Raw genomic sequence first — 18,026 nt, forward strand, 5'->3', positions numbered from 1 at the left:
AAGTCGTTGATAGAACTGTTTTGAATCGAACTGCTATGTACCTTAAGGCATCTTTTATAAGCGATTCGGCGGCGATTTTAACAGTATGCGAGGTTGCTGGGTAGCTATTACTTGGTCTTAGTTTGTTTGGCTTAGTGGATGCCGGTGCCGGTAAGTTGTGGTCCCAAAGCCAGACGCGGTAATGACAGATTTCCTCTCTCCATAAACAAGCTGCTAATATCATAAGACGATGATAGATAAGTAGATGGACTGATTATGAGTGTAAAAGGTTTTTTACGTGGCAGTATCATCGCCATGCTGACGGTTTTTTTGTTACTGCATACGGCAATCCAACTGGGCAGAGACTTTGCGGTTCAATGGTTGCTTGATCAGGGTGCGAGTAACGCCCAAATTCACTCATTATCAATAAATTGGTTTACCGGCCGGATAACCCTATTGGGTGTATCGGTCATCACTCCAGATCAACCCGAGCTAAAGCTGGGCAGGTTGATAGTGGATTTGGATTACTCATCATTGCTGGAACAACGCATTCTGATCAGTGACCTGATACTTGAAGAGGGGGCTATTGATCTGCGTGAAGAGGTACTCGCAGAATCCAGTCGCTTCTATATAGGTCCGATCGCGCTGCCTGAAGCAACCGCTGAAGAGCCCTCAGAGCCGGATGAGCCTTCTACTCTGTTATTTGGTTTGAATCGCCTTAGCATTGCCGACTTTAGCTGGCAGGCCCGGCTGAAAGAGGGCGATTATCAGCTGACTATCGACCAGGGTAATCTGGATACCTTCTATATGTGGCAAGAGGAGGCGATCACTAATCTCACCTTAAACGGTGCGATTAACGGAGCTCCCTTTAGTTTAGACACACAGGCTCAGCCGCTGACAGAAGCGAAGCGCTCTGAGTTACATATTAAACTCGATCATCTGCCTATTCATTCCTTTACCGCTCCCTTTGTACCTGAGTTGCGAGCGACGCTTACCACCGATTTGAAATTTACGGCGATGATGGGAGAGAAAATCACCATTACTCAAGGTGGTGAGTTTCGGATAGATGATTTTAGCTGGAAACAGTCCGACCTTAATGTGGGTCAGCAATCACTTACATGGAAAGGTAAGACTGATGTGACTCTGCGCTCAGGAAAGCCTGAATCAGTGGCTTTGGATGGGGTGTTGAATATGGCAGGGCTCGAGCTTTCTGCCGAGGCGATGTCGGTGAATATGAAAGCGGGCAATTGGCAGGGCGCTACTGGATTAGCTTTTAATGAATCAGGTCTGGATAAGGTCGATGTTAAGGGTCAGCTGACTGCGGATGGATTGACCTATCAGCAACCTGAACGGATGCAGGCAATTATTGCGAGTACCGATTGGCAAGGCGCGGTCACCCTGCTGTTACAGCAACAACCGCTGGTCATTAACAGCGACGAAGGTCAACTCTCTCTCTCGCAGGTGGAAGTTAAGGCATTACAGAATGATCAGGTACTGCTGACGCTGGCCGCTGCCCATCTGAAAGCTATCAAGCTCGCACTGCCACAAGAGGTCAGTGTTGGTGGGCTGAAGGGGAACGGTCTGATGGTCGCTCCTGCGGTGGATAATACTCTGGCGCAGTTGAATCTGGATATCACGAATACCCGTTTTCAATTTGGTAAAGCGCTGACGATTGAACGGGTCGAGCTACAGAATCTGCTAGTTCAGGAGCAACTGAGCGGGGATAAGAAGCCGGTCAATGTCGAGCGTTTGCAGGCTGGATTAAACAGCTTGAGTGAAACGCAAGCTGAGGTCGTTGCATCGTCCGGTGACGCGCCGGCATCCGAACCCGCCCTGCGGATTCAGGTGAATGAGCTGGTGGTGAATGGCGAGAGTAAAGTAATGTTTACCGATAACAGTACCGAGCCGGCCTTTAATAGCGAAATTCAAATTAATAAAGCTCAGTTATTAGGGCTGGATAGCGCAAGCAAGACCCCCGCAAAATTTGGGCTGGGTCTCAAATTGAATGGTTTTACGACGCTTGATCTGACGGGTGATACTAATCTGGCCGGTGGTGGAGAGAAAGCCAGCTGGAAGGGCCAGCTTAAACAGCTTGAGATGCCTCGTTTGAGCCCCTATAGCATCCAGTACACCGGTTATTATTTGCAGAACGGGCAGATGGAGTTGAATAGCTCAGGTGAGCTGAATGCTGGCAAAATTAAGGGTAAAAACGAGATTAAGATACATCGACTGGAGGTTGAACCGGCTGATCAGGAGCAGATGGCAAAATTCAGTAAAAAGCTGTCAATGCCTCTGGGTACTGCTATCTCAGTTCTACAGGATGGCGATGATAATATCGATCTGGATGTGCCGATTAGCGGTTCTTTAGAAGATCCTAATTTTGGTTTGCAGAGTGTTGTGCAGCGATTGGCAGGAAAAGGGCTTAAAAAAGCGGCATTCAGTATCCTGACAAAATCGCTGGAGCCCTACAGTACGCTGATTAGTCTGGTGATAGGTGCCGCTACCGACGGTAGTTTCATCCGATTAGATCCGATCGCTTTTGCTCCAGGTAGCACTGAGCTTGACATCCATGGGCAGGGATATCTGACTAAAATCGAGTCAATGCTGAGTGAGCGAAAAGGGATGCGTCTGAATATTTGTGGGCAGGTGGTACAGCAAGATCAGCTGCTGCTCAGAGCGGAACTGGAAGCACAAAATAAGAAACGAGAAAAACCACTGACCGCTGACAAATTGATGGAGCAGGAAAAAGCGAGTTTGATCGAACTTGCACAGCAGCGTTCTGATCGGGTGAAGCAGCAGCTGATAAAGAAAATAAAGGGTGAGCGCCTATTCACCTGCTTTCCAGTGCCTGCGCTGGAAGACCCTAAGGCTCTACCGAGCGTAACGCTTGGCTTATAGTTATGAGGAAGGAACTTTTCGCGCCTTCCTCAAGTTTGTCGTAGCTGTTGGTAACCACTGCGTCGACGGCTGATCAGGGTGCCCAGTGTAAATACTGCGCAGCCGGTCAGAGGGAGAAGCACCCAAATGGATGGGTGCAGGATGAGCGGTAAGTTAAGCAACCGATAACTGATCAGCCCGGTCACTATCTCTGCCAGGACCGCCGCCATCGCTCCACTGGTAAAACCTAGCAGGGCAAATTCCAACAGATCTAACCGTCGTGTCTGTCCTGGCGTGCTGCCTAATACTTGTAACAATGCATTTTCGTGACGCCGTTGTTCCAGTTCCTGATATAGCAGTAGTTGCACTAAGAGTAAGCCGGCGCAGAGTGTGAGCCCCAGAATCAGTGTTGATGCTTGAATCAGGCGAGTAATGAGTTCGCTGGCTTGATCTATCCACTGACTGACATCGATCAGGGTGAGAGCGGGGAACTGTTTAAGTAGTTCACGGCTTAGTTCAGCTTGTTCGCCGGAAAGTTTGAAGCTGGTGATATAGGTTTGTGGGTACTGCTCCATCGCTTTAGGGCTGAAAATCAGATAGAAATTGGGTCGGAATGAGCGCCACTCTACCTGCCGTATATTACTCACGGTTGCACTGAGTTTTTGTCCTGCTATTTCAAAACCGACGGTATCACCCAGTTTTAGCCCTAAGCTTTCAGCCAACTCCTGTTCAACTGAGATCAGGTTATCCGGGGTGTCCGTTGGCCACCACTTTCCTGCTATTACCTGGTTATGCTTCGGTGCCTGAGCTGCCCAGCTAAGATTCAGTTCTCGTCTCAGTGAGTTATGTTGCAGCTGTTCTGGGGTCAGAACATCGGCGGGTAGCTGGTCGTTAATCAAGGTGATACGACCACGAATCATGGGGTAAAGATTGGGTGACAGACCGGCTTGCTGGAGGAACTCGCTCAAAGGCTCAAGTTCCCAAGGTTGAATGTTGATAACAAACTGGTTCGGGGTGTCTTGAGGTATCTGCTCGCGCCAGCGGTTTACCAGTTCTGTCTGGCTGAGTAGAAGGCTGCTTAACAGCGCCAGTAACAGGCTCATAATTCCCAGTTGAATGCGGTGCCACTGGCGTTGCTGGCGTATCCGGAAACCCAGTAAACGCCCCAGACGTGAATAGCGGGCTAAGAAGCGCCCTGCCGGTGGCAGAAAAAGACTGGCAAAGACACCGGCCACCAGAATAGTGCCAACGGTTAATAGAATAGCAACCAGCGCATTGATTGCAGATCCGAGATAAAACGCGATGACCACGCCGGTCAGAAGCAAGATGGTCAGCCGGGCAGGCCAGCTCAGTCCCTGGTGGCTGAGTTGGTCTCGGCGCAGTAGCCCCATAACCGGTATTCGGCTGATCTGCAGTAATGGTGAAAAGCCGATCACTAATAGCAGCGCCAGGCTGAGTAATGGGCCGACGGCAGACAGGCGGTAATCCGGAGCAGGCAGGCCTGCAGGCAGGATAGTTTGCAGTAGTGAGCCTGTAAGCTGTAATAGGATGATACTGATGAGTGAGCCTAGTATTGCCGCCAGGCTCCAGCCGAATATTAGTTTGATCAGATAGAGATGCAGTACCTGTTTAGGCTTTAGCCCCAAGCACTTTAACAGCGCGCTTCGACGGTATTGAGCACTGCTGTAACGGCGCAGACTCAGGGTGATCAGCAGGCCACATAAAAGTAACCCAAACAGAGAGGTCATTCGTAGGAAGCTTGAAGCATTTGTTAGCGCGCCCGCCGCCATCGGCTGATCCGCATAAACTGACCAAAGGCGTTGCTGAGGCGTCAAGTCTTCACTGAGCTGAGCTGCATACTCTCTTATCTGTGGCTCAGTTCCGCTGAATAGGGTGCGATAGCCTATTCGGCTGCCGGGTTGAACCACCCGGGTTGCCTCCAAATCCTGACGATTGATCAGCAGTTGCGGACTAAAGCTTCGAAATCCGTTACCTCGATCCGGTGAACTAATAATGGCAGCGGTAATTTTGAAGCTGGAATAACCCAGGCTGATGGTTGTGCCAACCTCCACGCCCATGCGTTGTAATAGCTGTTGCTCAGCCCAGGCGGTACCTGGACGGGGAATCGGGGTTGATTGTGGGGGGTCGGTTCGCAGCTCTCCGCGTAGAGGGTAGGGGGCTTCTACCGCTCTGATTGAACTGAGTAATATCTGTTCCTCAGTACTCAACATAGAGGAAAATTGAACTACCTTAGTGTGCTGCAGTTTGAGTGCATCCGCCGTAGCGATGTCGTCTTGAGAAACCGGTTTACTGTCGCTGAGGGTCAGGTCGGCTCCCAGCACAGAAGCGCTTTGGCGGCTAAGTCCATTTTCTAACTGATTACCCAGTAACGTGAGGAAAGTCGCGAGTGTGGTCGCCAGTAGCAGGGCTAGCAATAATGCGCGCCACTCGAAGGTTCGCAGATCTGATCGACTCTGCTTCAGCGCCAAATTGATGAGTTGCTTCGGTCTCATCTTAAAGCTCCAGTAATTGACCGTTATGTAGCTGCAGACGGCGCTGACACCGCTGTGCCAGAGAGGCATCGTGAGTGATCAGAATCAAGGTGGTATTGAGCTGCTGATTGAGCTCAAAGAGTTGATCAATGATCTCTGTGCCGGTCTTATCATCGAGATTGCCGGTCGGTTCGTCAGCGAATAGTAAGCTGGGTTCAGTGGCAAAGGCCCGTGCGATAGCGACTCGTTGCTGCTCTCCGCCAGACATCTGTGCTGGCGTATGCTGGTGGCGCTGTTCTAATCCAACGCGATTAAGCCAGTATCCTGCTTGCTTTAGCGGTTCAGGATGCCCCTGGATTTCCAGTGCAAGCTGGACATTATCCAGCGCTGTTAGCTCGGGCAATAGCTGGAATGACTGAAATACAAAGCTGATGTGATTTGAACGCAGCTCTGCCCGTGACTCCTCATCCAGCCCGGTCAGTGACTGGCCTAACAGTTCGATGCTGCCCTGACTCGGTTCATCCAGACCGGCCAATATACTCAGCAGGGTTGATTTACCCGCACCGGAAGGGCCAATGATCGCGATACTCTCGCCCGCATCGGCGTGGATGCTGATATTATTAAAGATATTCAGTCCGCCGTGATCGCCGGGGAAGGTTTTATTTAGTCCGGTGGCGATAAGAACAGCATTGGATTCAGGAGTCTGCATGTCGAATATACTTGGGGTCTGGTTATTACTTCTGTCTAGCTTAGCATGGAGTAGTTCCATTTTAGTGATGGGCGACAGCCTTTCTGCTGCTTATGGAATGCCTCAGCAGCAGGGCTGGGTTGCGTTACTTGATCAGAAGTTAGAAAAAAATGGTTTTAGTTACGAAGTTATCAACGCCAGTATTAGCGGGGAAACCACACACGGAGGTCTTACGCGTTTGCCCGGGGCTTTGGATCAGTATAAACCGGAGCTGGTGGTGCTCGAGCTAGGCGCTAATGATGGCTTGCGTGGTGCGCCCCTGGCGCTGATCGAGCGGAATCTGACCCGCTTGATCGCACAGGCCCGTGCTGCGGGGGCTCAGGTGTTACTGCTGGAGATGCGGATTCCGCCCAATTATGGGCCCCGCTACAGTGATGGCTTTACCGCGTTGTTTGAGAAAGTAGCGCAGATGCAGGATGTATTGATGGTGCCGTTTTTTATGGCGCCGGTAGTGTTACAGCCTGAACTGATGCAGGACGATGGCTTACACCCTAATGAACAAGCGCAGCCGGTGCTACTGGATCAGCTATGGCAACCTCTGATCTCTTTGCTCCAGTCTCCTTATCAGCCTCAGAAAAATGAAGGGGGATGATGGCAATGATCCGAGTGCCGCGGTTGTGGTTATGGCGAATCTGAAAGACGCCTTCCAGAGCGCTGACCCGTTCGCGCATACCGATCAGACCAAAGCCCTTCTTAAATGCCTCTCCTGCTATATCGAAGCCGATACCATCGTCACTGATCATTATTTCTAGGCGATCGCCACTGATCTCTTTACGAGAGCCTTGAGAAACCCTGTGAATATCGATCCAGACATTACGCGCCCTGGCGTATTTAATAATATTGCTAAAGGCTTCCTGAGCCAGACGGAACAGGGTGATATTGTAGTCTTCTGACATCTCATTCAATGCACCACGAAAATCTTTATGCAGCGATATACCGTGCTCTTCAAAACGGGAAGAGACAATACACTCCTGAAGTGCATCAACCAGTCCCAGATCATCTAAAGCCGAGGGGCGTAGTGTGCGCATCATACCGTAGGTCACATCGTATATATTCTGTGCGATGGCATCGATTGATTCAGCTGTTTGATTAACGATACTGCTCTCTTGCGGATGGATTCGCTTAAGTATTTTTGCATCGGTACGGATTGCAGTTAACGATTGGCCCAGTTCGTCATGTAGTTCCCTCGACAGGTTTCTTCGCTCGCGTTCCTGCACCGCGAGTACCTGGTGAGTTAGGCGGCGGTTCTCAATCAACTGCTCTCTGAGCTCGCGGGTACGGGTGTGGATACGGGTTTCAAGCTGCTGTCGTTCATTATTGAGGGTGGCGTAGATAGTGGAATGCTCTATCGCGGACTGAACTTTCTGCCGCAGGTAAGCCATTAACAGGCTATAGGCGCTTAACGAGCAGCAGAGCAGAATCAGCAGCATGCCAACGTTGATATTCTTTAAACCAAACTGGTGCGTTATCTGCAATTGGAAGGACTGGCCGAAACGATTAATTGTGCGCGTCTCTTCTAGTATGGGTAACCATGAAGGTGGCTGCATCTCTTGCTCTGAAAGGTGTTCGTCGAGCAGAGAGCCTTTTTCATCCATCAACTTAATACTGGTGTTATCCGAGAGAAAGCTGGTATTGGGTAACATACCTTCAATATTGATTACGAGTGACGCGATATACAGGTTGTCGTTTGTGGGTGCGGTATTGCGCTCAAAGAAGGCTAAAAAGAGTCCAAAACCGTTCTGCTTCTCGTCCAGTCTGAATGGGGGAGAGGTAATTGGTTGATGGTATTTGCGAGCAAAACCTATCGTGCTTGAGAAAATCGGATCGGAAAACAGATCTTTATTGAGCAGGTATCGGGTATCGGGGTTTAAAGGTTCAATAAAGATAATCGGAAAGCGTGCACTGAAATCATCGTTGGTCGGATCTAAATTATAATCTGAGGCTTTGCCGTAATTGGTGGTGATGGATTTCTGCTGTTGTTGAATCTGCAACCGCTCTATATGTGGGTATCTTTTGCGCATTTCGTTGGCAAAGCTGCGGATCGCTTCGTGGTCGTTTGGCGATGAAGAGACTAATACGGTAAAGCTTTGTAACAGTACTTCATTTATATAAGCCTTTTCATAGACAGAGGCATAAACGAATTGCGCATCACTAGTGAGATTTTTCTTTAGATGGTTGTAATCGGCGTAGAAGCTCAGCCCAACCATAATCAAGGTAAGCAGCAGCCAGCCGGTGGTAATAAACGGGAAGAAATTTCGTTGCATAACCTGTTTTACGTTCCCTAACCTGTCTTATGAAATCCTTATCATCCGTCTAGTGTAAACCATTTTCCCCCAGAGCAAAAAAAAAGACACCCTAAGGTGTCTTTTTAGTCTGATATCTCAGTTATTATGCAGCAAGGTTCTGGTTAACAAAGTCCCAGTTAACCAGTGCCCAGAAACCTTTCAGGTAGTCAGGGCGAACGTTGCGATAATCGATGTAGTAAGCGTGTTCCCACAGGTCGACAGTCAGCATAGCTGTCTGGCCATTGGTCATCGGAGTGCCAGCATTGCTGGTGTTAACGATTTCCAGAGAACCGTCAGCGTTTTTAACCAACCAGGTCCAGCTAGCTCCAAAGTTGTTAACCGCTTTGTCGTTTAGTTCTTCCTGGAAAGCTGCGAAAGAGCCCCATTTAGCGTTGATTGCATCAGCAACCGCGCCAGTTGGCTCACCGCCACCGTTTGGAGACAGGCAGTTCCAGTAGAAAGTGTGGTTCCAAATTTGAGCTGCGTTGTTGAATACGCCGCCAGCTGGAGCTGACACGATGATCTCTTCAAGAGACTTACCTTCGTATTCAGTACCTGGTACTAGTCCATTCAGCTTCACAACATAAGTGTTGTGGTGTTTGCCGTGGTGAAAGTCCAGAGTTTCCGCAGAGATGTGAGGTTCCAGTGCATCTTTGGCGAATGGCAGTGCTGGTAGTTCAAAGCTCATAAATAGTTACCTTTTAGTGTCAGGTTCAGCATAGATAGTGAATCTGTAGTATAGATAGGGTCTGTATAGCAATATTTCAAGCGCTGGAGACCTTCCCTCGCCTGTTTGTGCAGAATCATAGCATCCTTAATAGAGCTTTTCATTGCCTGTAAAACCCCTCTTTTCAAGTGGGAAAGGGTTTTCCCGGTAGAGCATTATCAGACTAAAGTTAGCTGACAGAGAGAAAAGAGCTGTTAGAATCGATCTCCCGATCATAACTACAATGCAGGCGAATACTGGCTATGGGTAAAGTTTTTCTTTGGATTGCAGCGGTGTTGCTGATAGTTTTTACAGTGAAGACCCAATATCTGACATCAAAAACCTGGACGCCCTTTAAAGAGGGATGTATGGCTGGTGGAACGGCTACAGAGGCGCAATGCGTTTGTCTGTCTAATTATGTGCATAAGAACTTCAGTGATAACGAAGTCGAGAAAATTATGCAGGGTACAATCACAGACCCTGCGATACGGCGAAAAGTTGAAGAAACGGTTCGTGTTGGTGCCAAGGCGTGTAAAGCGCCATAGTAATGAGACTGGCCGTTGTGCCTGAGTCTGCTTATCTGAATACTGATTTGCAGGCTTTCCCTGAGGCCGACACTATAACGCTAATTTAATTGGCCGGCGCTGGACGAATCTCAGAAGCAATGAAATCATTATTTTCTGATTGGATTGCACAGTTTCTTACTCTGCTTTCTGTAGTAGCTCTCTCACCATGAAAAGGGCGGCAATGGCTCTGGCTTCAGAAAAGTCGTCGCGGAGGAATAGTTCATCCAGTTGGCTCAGGGGCCAGCGAATTACCTCCATCTCTTCCGGTTCATCGCCTTGTAAACGACAGGGAAATAAGCCCTGTGCCATCACTGCGGTGATTTTATGGCCCATGTAATTGGGTGCTGAGGTCATCTCTTTGATAAAGGTTAGCTGCTCGGCACCGAACCCTGCTTCCTCTTTGAGTTCTCTGTTGGCGGCTTCAAAAGCATCTTCACCCGGGTCGATCAGTCCTTTAGGCAGGGTTATCAGATAGTCTTCGAGGCCAACGGCGTACTCTTTTATCAACAGTACGTTTTGTTCATCATCGATGGCGGCGATCATTACCGCCCCTCGTCCCCGATTAGCCAGGCGCTCGTAAGTACGTTCTACACCGTTAGAAAAGCGCAGCTCTATCTCTTCAACATGAAACAGTCGGCTTTTAGCGGCGGGTGTTGTCTTCAAAATATCCGGTTTTACAGGCATACTGGACCGTTCCTCGGCATTCAATGTCGTTAAAGAGCCTGCGAGCAGGTTTCTTAATCTTAACCTGAGGCGCTGACTTTTTATATGGATTGGCAAAATATCGATACGGTGCTTCTGGATATGGATGGCACCCTGCTTGATCTTCATTTTGATACTTTCTTCTGGCTGGAGCATCTGCCGGTTCGTTATGCCGAGCTACACAGCATTGACAGAGAAGAGGCGACCCGATGGCTACATGAACGAATCATGCAGGAACAGGGTACTCTGAACTGGTACTGCCTGGATTATTGGTCCCGGGAGCTTAATGTTGATATTAAAGCCTTGAAAACCGAAATTCGTGAGCGTATAGCCTTTCGTCCGCATGTTCACGATTTTCTTGAACACCTGAAAGGGGAAGGTGTTCGGCGGGTAATTGTCACTAATGCTCACCGGGATAGTCTGACCTTGAAGTTGGAAGAGACCGGGTTGGATCAGCTGGTCGACCGAATTATCAGCTCCCATGATTATCAGGTAGCGAAGGAACATCAGGGCTTTTGGCACCGACTTCAGGAAGAGGAACCTTTTGATCCGGCGCGAACATTGCTGGTAGATGATAGTCTGGCGGTACTGGGTTCAGCTCAGGAGTATGGCATCGCTTATCTGTTGAGCATTATTCAGCCCGACAGCGAAAAACCGGGGCGGGAGATCACTGATTTCAACGCGATAGAGCACTTTGATGAGATTATTAAAAAATAGATGAATACTCAGCATCAGAAAGAATCGCAGCAGGATAAGAAAGTTCGCCTGGATAAATGGTTATGGGCGGCCCGTTTCTTCAAAACCCGTGGAGCTGCTAAGCAGGCGGTTGAGGGTGGCAAGGTCCATTATGAAGGCCAGCGGGGCAAATGTAGTCGTAATGTTGAAATCGGTGCGCAGCTGATTATTCGGCAGGGTTACGAAGAGAAAAAAGTGGTGATCAGGGCGATATCGGATCAGCGACGCGGAGCACCGGAGGCGCAGTTGCTGTATCAGGAAACTGAAGAGAGTATAAAGTTGCGGGAAGAAGGGGCTGCGCAGCGTAAAGCGATGCGTGGAAACGTTGGGCCAGATCATCGGCCCAATAAGAAAGAACGGCGTAAGATTATGCAGTTTAAGGATCGCTAGCCGAATAGGCGTTGTGATAAAATTTCAGTTTTCCGAAGGCGCGTTTATAACCTCGAGTTATCGCTTCGGTAAGCCACTTTAAGATAGAGTTTCAGAGATCGATATGAGCAGTTCCGACAAGCTTCAAAGGGTTCTTTTCGAACATGCGGACATCCGCAGTGTCCTGACCGGATTGGAACAGAGCTATCAACAAGCGATAGAACAGCATAATTACCCCGCACTGATTAATAAGTTACTGGGTGAGATGATGGCGGCTGTTAGTTTGCTGAGTGCCACGCTTAAGTTTGATGGCCGTTTACTGCTTCAGGCCCAGAGTGAAAATCAGGTGAAAGTGCTGATGGCCGAGTGTAACCATCAGCGGGACCTGCGAGCGATTGCCCGTTTTGAAGGTGAACTGCCTGAGCAGGCTGAATTCTGCGAACTGTTACGCGGCGGCCAATTGGTTATTACGATTGAACCGGATCAGGGTAAACGGTATCAGGGAGTTGTTCCCCTTGAAGGTGAGCGCCTGAGTAACTGTCTGGAAGCTTATTTCAGTCTCTCTGAGCAGTTGCCCACGCAGATTCATCTGGTTGCCGATGAGCAGCGTGCAGCGGGTTTTCTATTGCAGGTGATGCCGGCTAAAGGTGATTCTCAGACGGACTGGGAACATTTCAGCTTTCTCGCGTCCACACTGACCGATGAAGAGTTACTGGAACTGGATAATGCCACTATTTTGCGTCGTTTGTTTCATGAAGAAGATTGCCGTTTGTATGATGCTGATGCATTACAGTTCAACTGTGATTGTTCCCGTAAACGAACCGCCGATGCTCTGCGCTACCTGACTCAACAGGAGTTGGAAGAGATTATTCAGGAAGAGGGCAGCATCGATGTTAATTGCCAGTTCTGCAATGAAAAATATAGCTTTGACCAGGCTGATATCACCCTGATGTTCTCTGATAGTGCCAATATTGCCGGGTCAGATCAGCTACATTGACGCCCACTAAAATCAATCAATGAAAATCAGGTTGAGTACGAAAACTGATTTAAGTCATTAATATTAGAACGTTTTTTGTGCGTTTTCAGGCTAGTTAGGAAACGTTCTCAATTGATGGTGTTTTGCACGATTTTTTGACATAATACGCCTCCTTATAATAACGGCCCCGTTGACTCTCCGGCAGGAAAGTCAAAAAAAAACAGGGGTCATGCTGCATAAATCAGGTAAATAATTTTTTTTTGGCAGAAGCCAAGGGAATCAAGCAATGAGCAAAGAAACCGTGAACTCTGTACACGTAAATTTGAGCCCGGCTCAACTAGTTGAAAAAGCCATTCAGCGTGGTGAAGGAACTCTGGCTGATACTGGTGCACTGGTTGTTATAACCGGTAAGCGTACAGGTCGTTCTCCGATGGATCGTTACATCGTTGATGAAGCCAGCACCTCTGATGCCATTCATTGGGGTCCTATCAACCGCCCATTCGACGCAGATAAGTTTGATGCGCTCTGGGGACGGGTTGAAGAATATTTGGCTGCTCGCGAGCACTTTGTATCTAATGTTCACGTTGGTTCTGATACTAATCAATACCTGCCGGTAGAGATGACGACAGAAACTGCATGGCAGAACCTGTTTGGTCAGAACCTGTTTATCCGCCCGGAAGAGTTTAATCCGAAGGCGAAAGAAGAGTGGCAGATTATTAACGCTGCAGGCTTTGAATGCGAGCCTGAGCGTGATGGTACTAACAGCGATGGCTGTGTGATCATCAACTTTGCTAAGCGCAAAGTACTGCTGGCAGGCATGCGTTATGCCGGTGAAATGAAAAAAGCGATGTTCTCTGTTCAGAACTTCCTGCTGCCTGAGAAAGATGTTCTGCCGATGCATTGCTCGGCTAACGTTGGCGAGGATGGCGATACTACGTTGTTCTTTGGTCTGTCTGGTACCGGTAAAACGACGCTGTCAGCTGACCCGGATCGTTACCTGATCGGTGATGACGAGCACGGTTGGGGTAAAGGTGTAGTCTTTAACCTGGAAGGTGGTTGCTACGCTAAGACCATCGACCTGAGTCAGAAGAACGAGCCGATTATCTGGGATGCTATCCGTTTCGGTGCGATCGTAGAGAACGTTACCCTGAACGAAACCCGTACGGCTGATTACTGCGATACTACGCTGACCGAAAATGGTCGTTGCGCATACCCTCTGGAGCACGTTGAAAAGCGTACCGAGGAGAACAAAGGTGGCGAGCCTAAGGCGATTGTATTCCTTACCTGTGACCTGACCGGTGTTCTGCCTCCTGTTTCTATTCTGTCTAAAGAAGCAGCGGCATATCACTTCTTGTCCGGTTACACCGCGTTGGTGGGTTCTACAGAGATGGGTTCTGGTGGTGGCATTAAGTCTACCTTCTCAACTTGTTTCGGTGCGCCTTTCTTCCCGCGTCCTGCTAGCGAATACGCTGACCTACTGATCAAGCGGATTGAAGAGTTTGATAGCCAGGTATATCTGGTTAACACCGGCTGGACAGGCGGTTCTTACGGTACTGGCTCGCGTTTCAATATTCCAACGACTCGTGGCATCATCGCAGCCATTCAGAGCGGTGCATTGATCGATGTTCCGACTCAGTATCTGGAAGGTATCAACCTGACAGTTCCTACCTCTGTACCGGGTGTTGATTCTGCACTGCTGAATCCGCGTGATACCTGGGCAGACAAAGGTGCGTACGATACCACTGCTAAAGACCTAGTCGGTCAGTTCACCGCCAACTTCACAAAGTTTGAAGGTGTCGCAGAAACTATCATCGCCGCAGGCCCACAAGCCTAAACGCGATTCGCATAAAAAAAGGCTCCTTCGGGAGCCTTTTTGCATTAATGTAGTCGCTAGTCGTCACAAAAAGCATGACTTGCTAGTGGCTAGAAAAAACGCCCTTAATCATTTGATTGCTTTGGCCTTGGTTTAAACTTCGTAAGCGATTGTTTCAAAAGCATAAGTTCAAAAAACCAAAGGCCCGAATCACTCTGCATTTGCTCTTCCTAGTAACTAGCAGGCGCGTAGCGCCGTTCTAACAAGCGGCGTAGCCGCGTCTAGCTACTTAAAACTTAATTCATACCCTGCATTCGCGAGATACACCGCTTCATGTTCCAGATCTGTTTGGGTCAGGGGTTGGTGGCTGAGCCAGTTATCCGGGAAGCTGAGTGAAAGCGCGTTTTTCTCGGCGGTCAGATGGAATGCCGGCAGGCGCTCGCGGCTTCGGTTTCGGTGCAGGACGAAGGCGAGTCTGAGGAGTATGGTCAGGCGACTAAAGTGCTTGCTCTCCCGGGGTTGCATCCGCTCAAAGCCCGATTGAGAAAATTTACGTCGGTGATCCTGAACCATCGCTGCGAGCTGAATCTGTTGCTGCTTGGTAAAGCCGGGCAGGTCTGAATTCAGTAGCAGGTAAGCGCTATGTTTATGGTATTGGCTGTGGGCGATGGTCAGGCCGCATTCGCAGCAGCGTGCCGCCCAGCTGAGCATATTATGGTACTCGTTATTATCCAGGTGCCAGCTCTCCCGTACCTGGGTCAGTGCGATCAGTGCGGTTTGTTCGATCCGCATCGCCTGTTCCTGATCAACATGGTAGCGCTGCATCATCGCGTTGATACTGCGCTCGCGCACATCTTCATGGCGCAGACGGCCTGCCATATCGTAAAGTAGGCCCTCTCGCAGGGCGCCTTCAGAGATGCTCATCTCCTTGATGCCCAGGGATTCAAACACCGCAGATACAATAGCGAGACCCGCTGGAAAGACCGCGCGGCGTTGCTCTTTCAGACCGTCTATATCGATCTCGTCGACGTGGTTGTAGCTGAGAATTTTCTCTTTCAGTTGCCGCAGCGCAGCGGTGGTGATTTTGTCAGTGGAATAGCCCAGTGCTATACAGGCCTGGCGGACCGCTTTTATGGTGCCAGAAGAGCCGACGCAATCTTCCCAGCCAAGCCGACGATATTTACGTTTAATGCTGAGCAGTTCCCGCAGGGCACCAAATACGGCTAGTTGGAATCTCTTTTCACTGATAACGCCATCGGCGAAATAGCGCTTATTGAAACTAACGCAGCCCATCTCAAGGCTTTCCAGTTCAAGGGGTTCGAAGCGATCTCCGATAATGAACTCAGTACTACCACCGCCAATGTCGATAACTAGTCGACGGCCATTCTCACCGGCCATTGTATGGGACACACCAAGATAGATCAGCCGGGCTTCCTCTATGCCTGCAATGACTTCTATCGAGCAGCCCATAAGCTTTTCAGCGTCACGGATAAACTCATGACTGTTGGCCGCTTCCCGTAGTGCGTTAGTGCCTACGATCCGGATCTGTTGGCTTGGAATATCGCGGACTCTTTGAGCGAATCGCTCCAGACAATCCAGCCCTCGTTGTCGTGCTTCGGGGGTCAGCATGCGGTTTTCATCGAGGCCAGCGGCCAGCTGAACTTTGTCTGACAGCAGATCGATGGGCTGAAGTTCGCCCTGAACCAGCTTAGCAACGACGATATGGAAGCTGTTAGAGCCCAGATCGATCGCGGCTAGTAGGGATGACTCTGGAGGACTAATACTGGCGGTTTCTTGGTTCATATAGAATTAACTTCGAGATGATGTTGGGTTTAGCTTATCAGATAACGGTGACTGTTTAGAGTATAGCCTTGTTATAACAAGCTTTTACTTGAGAAGGGTTCCCCGGTATTCACAAGCGTTTAGAGACAGTGGTATGATCGGTGGTTATTAAATTTGAGTGAATCTCACGGCAGAGGCTTTATATGAGTGAAAATATCGTTAACGTGACTGATAGCTCCTTCGAAGAGGATGTATTGAAAGCGGAAGGGCCAGTACTGGTTGATTACTGGGCAGAATGGTGTGGTCCGTGCAAAATGATTGCGCCGGTTCTGGAAGAGATCGCTAAAGATTACGATGGTAAGCTGAAAGTCTGTAAGCTGAATATCGACGAGAACAATGAAACTCCGCCAAAATTTGGTATCCGTGGTATTCCAACGCTGATGCTGTTTAAAGATGGCGCAGTTGAAGCAACTAAAGTAGGGGCGTTGTCTAAGTCTCAACTGGCTGCATTTATCGAAGATAGTATCTAAAAGGTACTAAAATAGTAGGGAGTGACCGAGATCATGGTTTGCTCCCTGATTTACTGGACTCTTTTTGATCAACGCATTATAGTGTCTTTTCCAAATATTTATTTCTGTGCCAGAACTCTGGCTTCCTTATTCAAATCAATCTGACCTGAATGGCTTTAGCTATTTCGCTCAAGGCATTGACCCGTCTCCCTACACATATACCTATGAATCTTACTGAACTTAAAAAGAAAAGCGTTCCTGAATTGCTAGAGATAGCGAAAGAAATGGGACTTGATAACCTCGGTCGCTCCCGCAAACAAGATGCAATTTTCTCTATTCTTAAGCGTCATGCTAAAGGTGGTGAAGATATTTCTGGTGATGGCGTATTGGAAATTTTGCAGGATGGCTTTGGCTTCCTGCGGTCTGCCGAAGGTTCATACCTTGCTGGTCCAGATGATATTTACGTATCGCCGAGCCAGATTCGCCGGTTTAACCTGCGTACCGGTGACACTATCTCCGGCAAGATTCGTCCGCCGAAAGACAGCGAGCGCTACTTCGCCCTGTTGAAAGTTGATCAGATCAACTTTGATAAGCCGGAAAATGCCAAGAATAAGATTCTGTTTGAAAACCTGACTCCGCTGTTTGCGCAGGAGCGGTTGAAGATGGAACTGGGTAACGGCAGTACAGAAGATCTGACTGCTCGTGTTATCGATCTGGTTTGCCCTATGGGTAAAGGCCAGCGTGCATTGCTGGTGTCTCCGCCTAAAGCGGGTAAGACGCTGATGCTGCAGAACATCGCTAACTCGATTACCCGTAATAACCCAGAAGTTCACCTGATCGTACTACTGATTGATGAGCGTCCTGAGGAAGTAACCGAAATGCAGCGGACTGTCCGTGGTGAAGTGGTAGCATCGACCTTCGATGAACCGCCTTCCCGCCACGTACAGGTTGCTGAAATGGTGCTTGAGAAGGCTAAGCGTCTGACTGAGCATAAGAAAGATGTTGTGATTCTGCTGGACTCTATCACTCGTCTGGCCCGTGCTTACAACACTGTGATTCCATCATCCGGTAAAGTACTGACCGGTGGTGTGGATGCCCACGCGCTGGAACGTCCTAAGCGTTTCTTCGGTGCAGCTCGTAATATCGAAGAGGGTGGCAGCCTGACAATCATCGCGACGGCACTGGTTGATACCGGTTCGAAGATGGATGAAGTTATCTTTGAGGAATTCAAAGGTACGGGTAACTCTGAAGTACATCTGGATCGTAAAGTGGCTGAGAAGCGGGTTTATCCTGCTTTCAATATCCGTCGATCAGGTACGCGTCGTGAAGATCTGCTGACCTCTGAAGAAGAGCTGCAGCGGATGTGGATTCTGCGTAAGTTGCTGGATCCGATGGAAGATTCTTCTGCGATCGAGTTTGTACTGGATAAGCTGAAAGACTTCAAAACGAACGACGAATTCTTCCTCTCCATGCGACGTTCCTGATTC

The 18,026-nt window shown here is 49.1% G+C and carries 15 protein-coding genes; 9 read left to right on the forward strand and 6 right to left on the reverse strand.

All coding sequences use genetic code 11. The features are described 5' to 3' along the window. Window positions 1-255 precede the first annotated feature (255 nt). A complete protein-coding gene (locus QZZ54_RS14215; protein ID WP_290703357.1) occupies window positions 256-2,877 on the forward strand; it encodes a DUF748 domain-containing protein in 2,622 nt (873 codons plus the stop codon). Between the two features lie 29 nt (window positions 2,878-2,906). Here the strand turns inward: QZZ54_RS14215 and QZZ54_RS14220 are convergent, their stop codons facing one another. Together QZZ54_RS14220 and QZZ54_RS14225 are read right to left on the reverse strand one after the other, a co-directional pair. Continuing rightward, window positions 2,907-5,369, reverse strand: coding sequence for an FtsX-like permease family protein (locus QZZ54_RS14220; protein ID WP_290703358.1), 2,463 nt, complete (start codon window positions 5,367-5,369; stop codon window positions 2,907-2,909). Between the two features lies 1 nt (window position 5,370). After that, window positions 5,371-6,057 carry an ATP-binding cassette domain-containing protein gene (locus QZZ54_RS14225; protein WP_290703359.1) on the reverse strand — a complete coding sequence of 229 codons (687 nt, stop codon included), beginning with the start codon at window positions 6,055-6,057 and terminating at the stop codon, window positions 5,371-5,373. Between QZZ54_RS14225 and QZZ54_RS14230 the strand changes: the two genes are divergently transcribed. Next, a complete protein-coding gene (locus QZZ54_RS14230; RefSeq protein WP_290703360.1) occupies window positions 6,056-6,688 on the forward strand; it encodes an arylesterase in 633 nt (210 codons plus the stop codon). The two genes, QZZ54_RS14225 and QZZ54_RS14230, sit on opposite strands and share 2 nt — an antisense overlap. On the opposite strand, the gene QZZ54_RS14235 is transcribed toward QZZ54_RS14230, so the two are convergent. Together QZZ54_RS14235 and QZZ54_RS14240 are read right to left on the reverse strand one after the other, a co-directional pair. Beyond that, window positions 6,588-8,360 (reverse strand): ATP-binding protein, encoded by a 1,773-nt coding sequence (locus tag QZZ54_RS14235; protein WP_290703361.1) that lies wholly within the window; start codon window positions 8,358-8,360, stop codon window positions 6,588-6,590. The genes QZZ54_RS14230 and QZZ54_RS14235 overlap by 101 nt on opposite strands. Window positions 8,361-8,484: 124 nt before the next feature. Continuing rightward, on the reverse strand, window positions 8,485-9,069 hold the full coding sequence (locus QZZ54_RS14240; RefSeq protein ID WP_290703362.1) for a Fe-Mn family superoxide dismutase: 585 nt from the start codon (window positions 9,067-9,069) through the stop codon (window positions 8,485-8,487). A 281-nt stretch (window positions 9,070-9,350) separates the two neighbouring features. Here QZZ54_RS14240 and QZZ54_RS14245 point away from each other — a divergent pair, with 281 nt between their 5' ends. Further along, complete coding sequence (locus QZZ54_RS14245) at window positions 9,351-9,632, forward strand: hypothetical protein (RefSeq protein WP_290703363.1); 282 nt, start codon at window positions 9,351-9,353, stop codon at window positions 9,630-9,632. 156 nt (window positions 9,633-9,788) lie between these two features. Here QZZ54_RS14245 and nudE read toward each other — a convergent pair whose 3' ends face one another. Further along, complete coding sequence (nudE, locus tag QZZ54_RS14250; protein ID WP_290703364.1) at window positions 9,789-10,337, reverse strand: ADP compounds hydrolase NudE; 549 nt, start codon at window positions 10,335-10,337, stop codon at window positions 9,789-9,791. A gap of 84 nt (window positions 10,338-10,421) precedes the next feature. Here nudE and yrfG point away from each other — a divergent pair, with 84 nt between their 5' ends. The 4 genes from yrfG (at window position 10,422) to QZZ54_RS14270 (ending at window position 14,269) form a co-directional block, all read left to right on the forward strand. Next, a complete protein-coding gene (yrfG, locus tag QZZ54_RS14255) occupies window positions 10,422-11,072 on the forward strand; it encodes a GMP/IMP nucleotidase (RefSeq protein WP_290703365.1) in 651 nt (216 codons plus the stop codon). Next, the gene (gene hslR / locus QZZ54_RS14260; RefSeq protein WP_290703366.1) at window positions 11,073-11,480 is read left to right on the forward strand and encodes a ribosome-associated heat shock protein Hsp15; all 408 of its coding nucleotides are present in this window, start codon (window positions 11,073-11,075) and stop codon (window positions 11,478-11,480) included. 103 nt (window positions 11,481-11,583) lie between these two features. Continuing rightward, window positions 11,584-12,456: an Hsp33 family molecular chaperone HslO gene (hslO, locus tag QZZ54_RS14265; protein WP_290703367.1), complete on the forward strand. Its 873-nt coding sequence runs from the start codon at window positions 11,584-11,586 to the stop codon at window positions 12,454-12,456. 265 nt (window positions 12,457-12,721) lie between these two features. After that, complete coding sequence (locus QZZ54_RS14270; RefSeq protein ID WP_290703368.1) at window positions 12,722-14,269, forward strand: phosphoenolpyruvate carboxykinase; 1,548 nt, start codon at window positions 12,722-12,724, stop codon at window positions 14,267-14,269. 264 nt (window positions 14,270-14,533) lie between these two features. Here QZZ54_RS14270 and ppx read toward each other — a convergent pair whose 3' ends face one another. Continuing rightward, window positions 14,534-16,051: an exopolyphosphatase gene (gene ppx / locus QZZ54_RS14275; protein ID WP_290703369.1), complete on the reverse strand. Its 1,518-nt coding sequence runs from the start codon at window positions 16,049-16,051 to the stop codon at window positions 14,534-14,536. A gap of 182 nt (window positions 16,052-16,233) precedes the next feature. Between ppx and trxA the strand changes: the two genes are divergently transcribed. Beyond that, complete coding sequence (gene trxA / locus QZZ54_RS14280) at window positions 16,234-16,560, forward strand: thioredoxin TrxA (protein ID WP_290703370.1); 327 nt, start codon at window positions 16,234-16,236, stop codon at window positions 16,558-16,560. A gap of 203 nt (window positions 16,561-16,763) precedes the next feature. Next, window positions 16,764-18,023 carry a transcription termination factor Rho gene (rho, locus tag QZZ54_RS14285; RefSeq protein WP_290703371.1) on the forward strand — a complete coding sequence of 420 codons (1,260 nt, stop codon included), beginning with the start codon at window positions 16,764-16,766 and terminating at the stop codon, window positions 18,021-18,023. Window positions 18,024-18,026: the final 3 nt, after the last annotated feature.

Source organism: Amphritea sp. (genome assembly GCF_016744155.1).
Classification (GTDB): domain Bacteria; phylum Pseudomonadota; class Gammaproteobacteria; order Pseudomonadales; family Balneatricaceae; genus Amphritea.

Bases quoted from the DNA above. Each gene is read 5' to 3' on its own strand.
- QZZ54_RS14215 (WP_290703357.1), top strand. From the start codon at position 256: ATGAGTGTAAAAGGTTTTTTACGTGGCAGTATCATCGCCATGCTGACG.
- QZZ54_RS14220 (WP_290703358.1), bottom strand. From the start codon at position 5,369: ATGAGACCGAAGCAACTCATCAATTTGGCGCTGAAGCAGAGTCGATCA.
- QZZ54_RS14230 (WP_290703360.1), top strand. From the start codon at position 6,056: ATGTCGAATATACTTGGGGTCTGGTTATTACTTCTGTCTAGCTTAGCA.
- QZZ54_RS14225 (WP_290703359.1), bottom strand. From the start codon at position 6,057: ATGCAGACTCCTGAATCCAATGCTGTTCTTATCGCCACCGGACTAAAT.
- QZZ54_RS14235 (WP_290703361.1), bottom strand. From the start codon at position 8,360: ATGCAACGAAATTTCTTCCCGTTTATTACCACCGGCTGGCTGCTGCTT.
- QZZ54_RS14240 (WP_290703362.1), bottom strand. From the start codon at position 9,069: ATGAGCTTTGAACTACCAGCACTGCCATTCGCCAAAGATGCACTGGAA.
- QZZ54_RS14245 (WP_290703363.1), top strand. From the start codon at position 9,351: ATGGGTAAAGTTTTTCTTTGGATTGCAGCGGTGTTGCTGATAGTTTTT.
- nudE (WP_290703364.1), bottom strand. From the start codon at position 10,337: ATGCCTGTAAAACCGGATATTTTGAAGACAACACCCGCCGCTAAAAGC.
- yrfG (WP_290703365.1), top strand. From the start codon at position 10,422: ATGGATTGGCAAAATATCGATACGGTGCTTCTGGATATGGATGGCACC.
- hslR (WP_290703366.1), top strand. From the start codon at position 11,073: ATGAATACTCAGCATCAGAAAGAATCGCAGCAGGATAAGAAAGTTCGC.
- hslO (WP_290703367.1), top strand. From the start codon at position 11,584: ATGAGCAGTTCCGACAAGCTTCAAAGGGTTCTTTTCGAACATGCGGAC.
- QZZ54_RS14270 (WP_290703368.1), top strand. From the start codon at position 12,722: ATGAGCAAAGAAACCGTGAACTCTGTACACGTAAATTTGAGCCCGGCT.
- ppx (WP_290703369.1), bottom strand. From the start codon at position 16,051: ATGAACCAAGAAACCGCCAGTATTAGTCCTCCAGAGTCATCCCTACTA.
- trxA (WP_290703370.1), top strand. From the start codon at position 16,234: ATGAGTGAAAATATCGTTAACGTGACTGATAGCTCCTTCGAAGAGGAT.
- rho (WP_290703371.1), top strand. From the start codon at position 16,764: ATGAATCTTACTGAACTTAAAAAGAAAAGCGTTCCTGAATTGCTAGAG.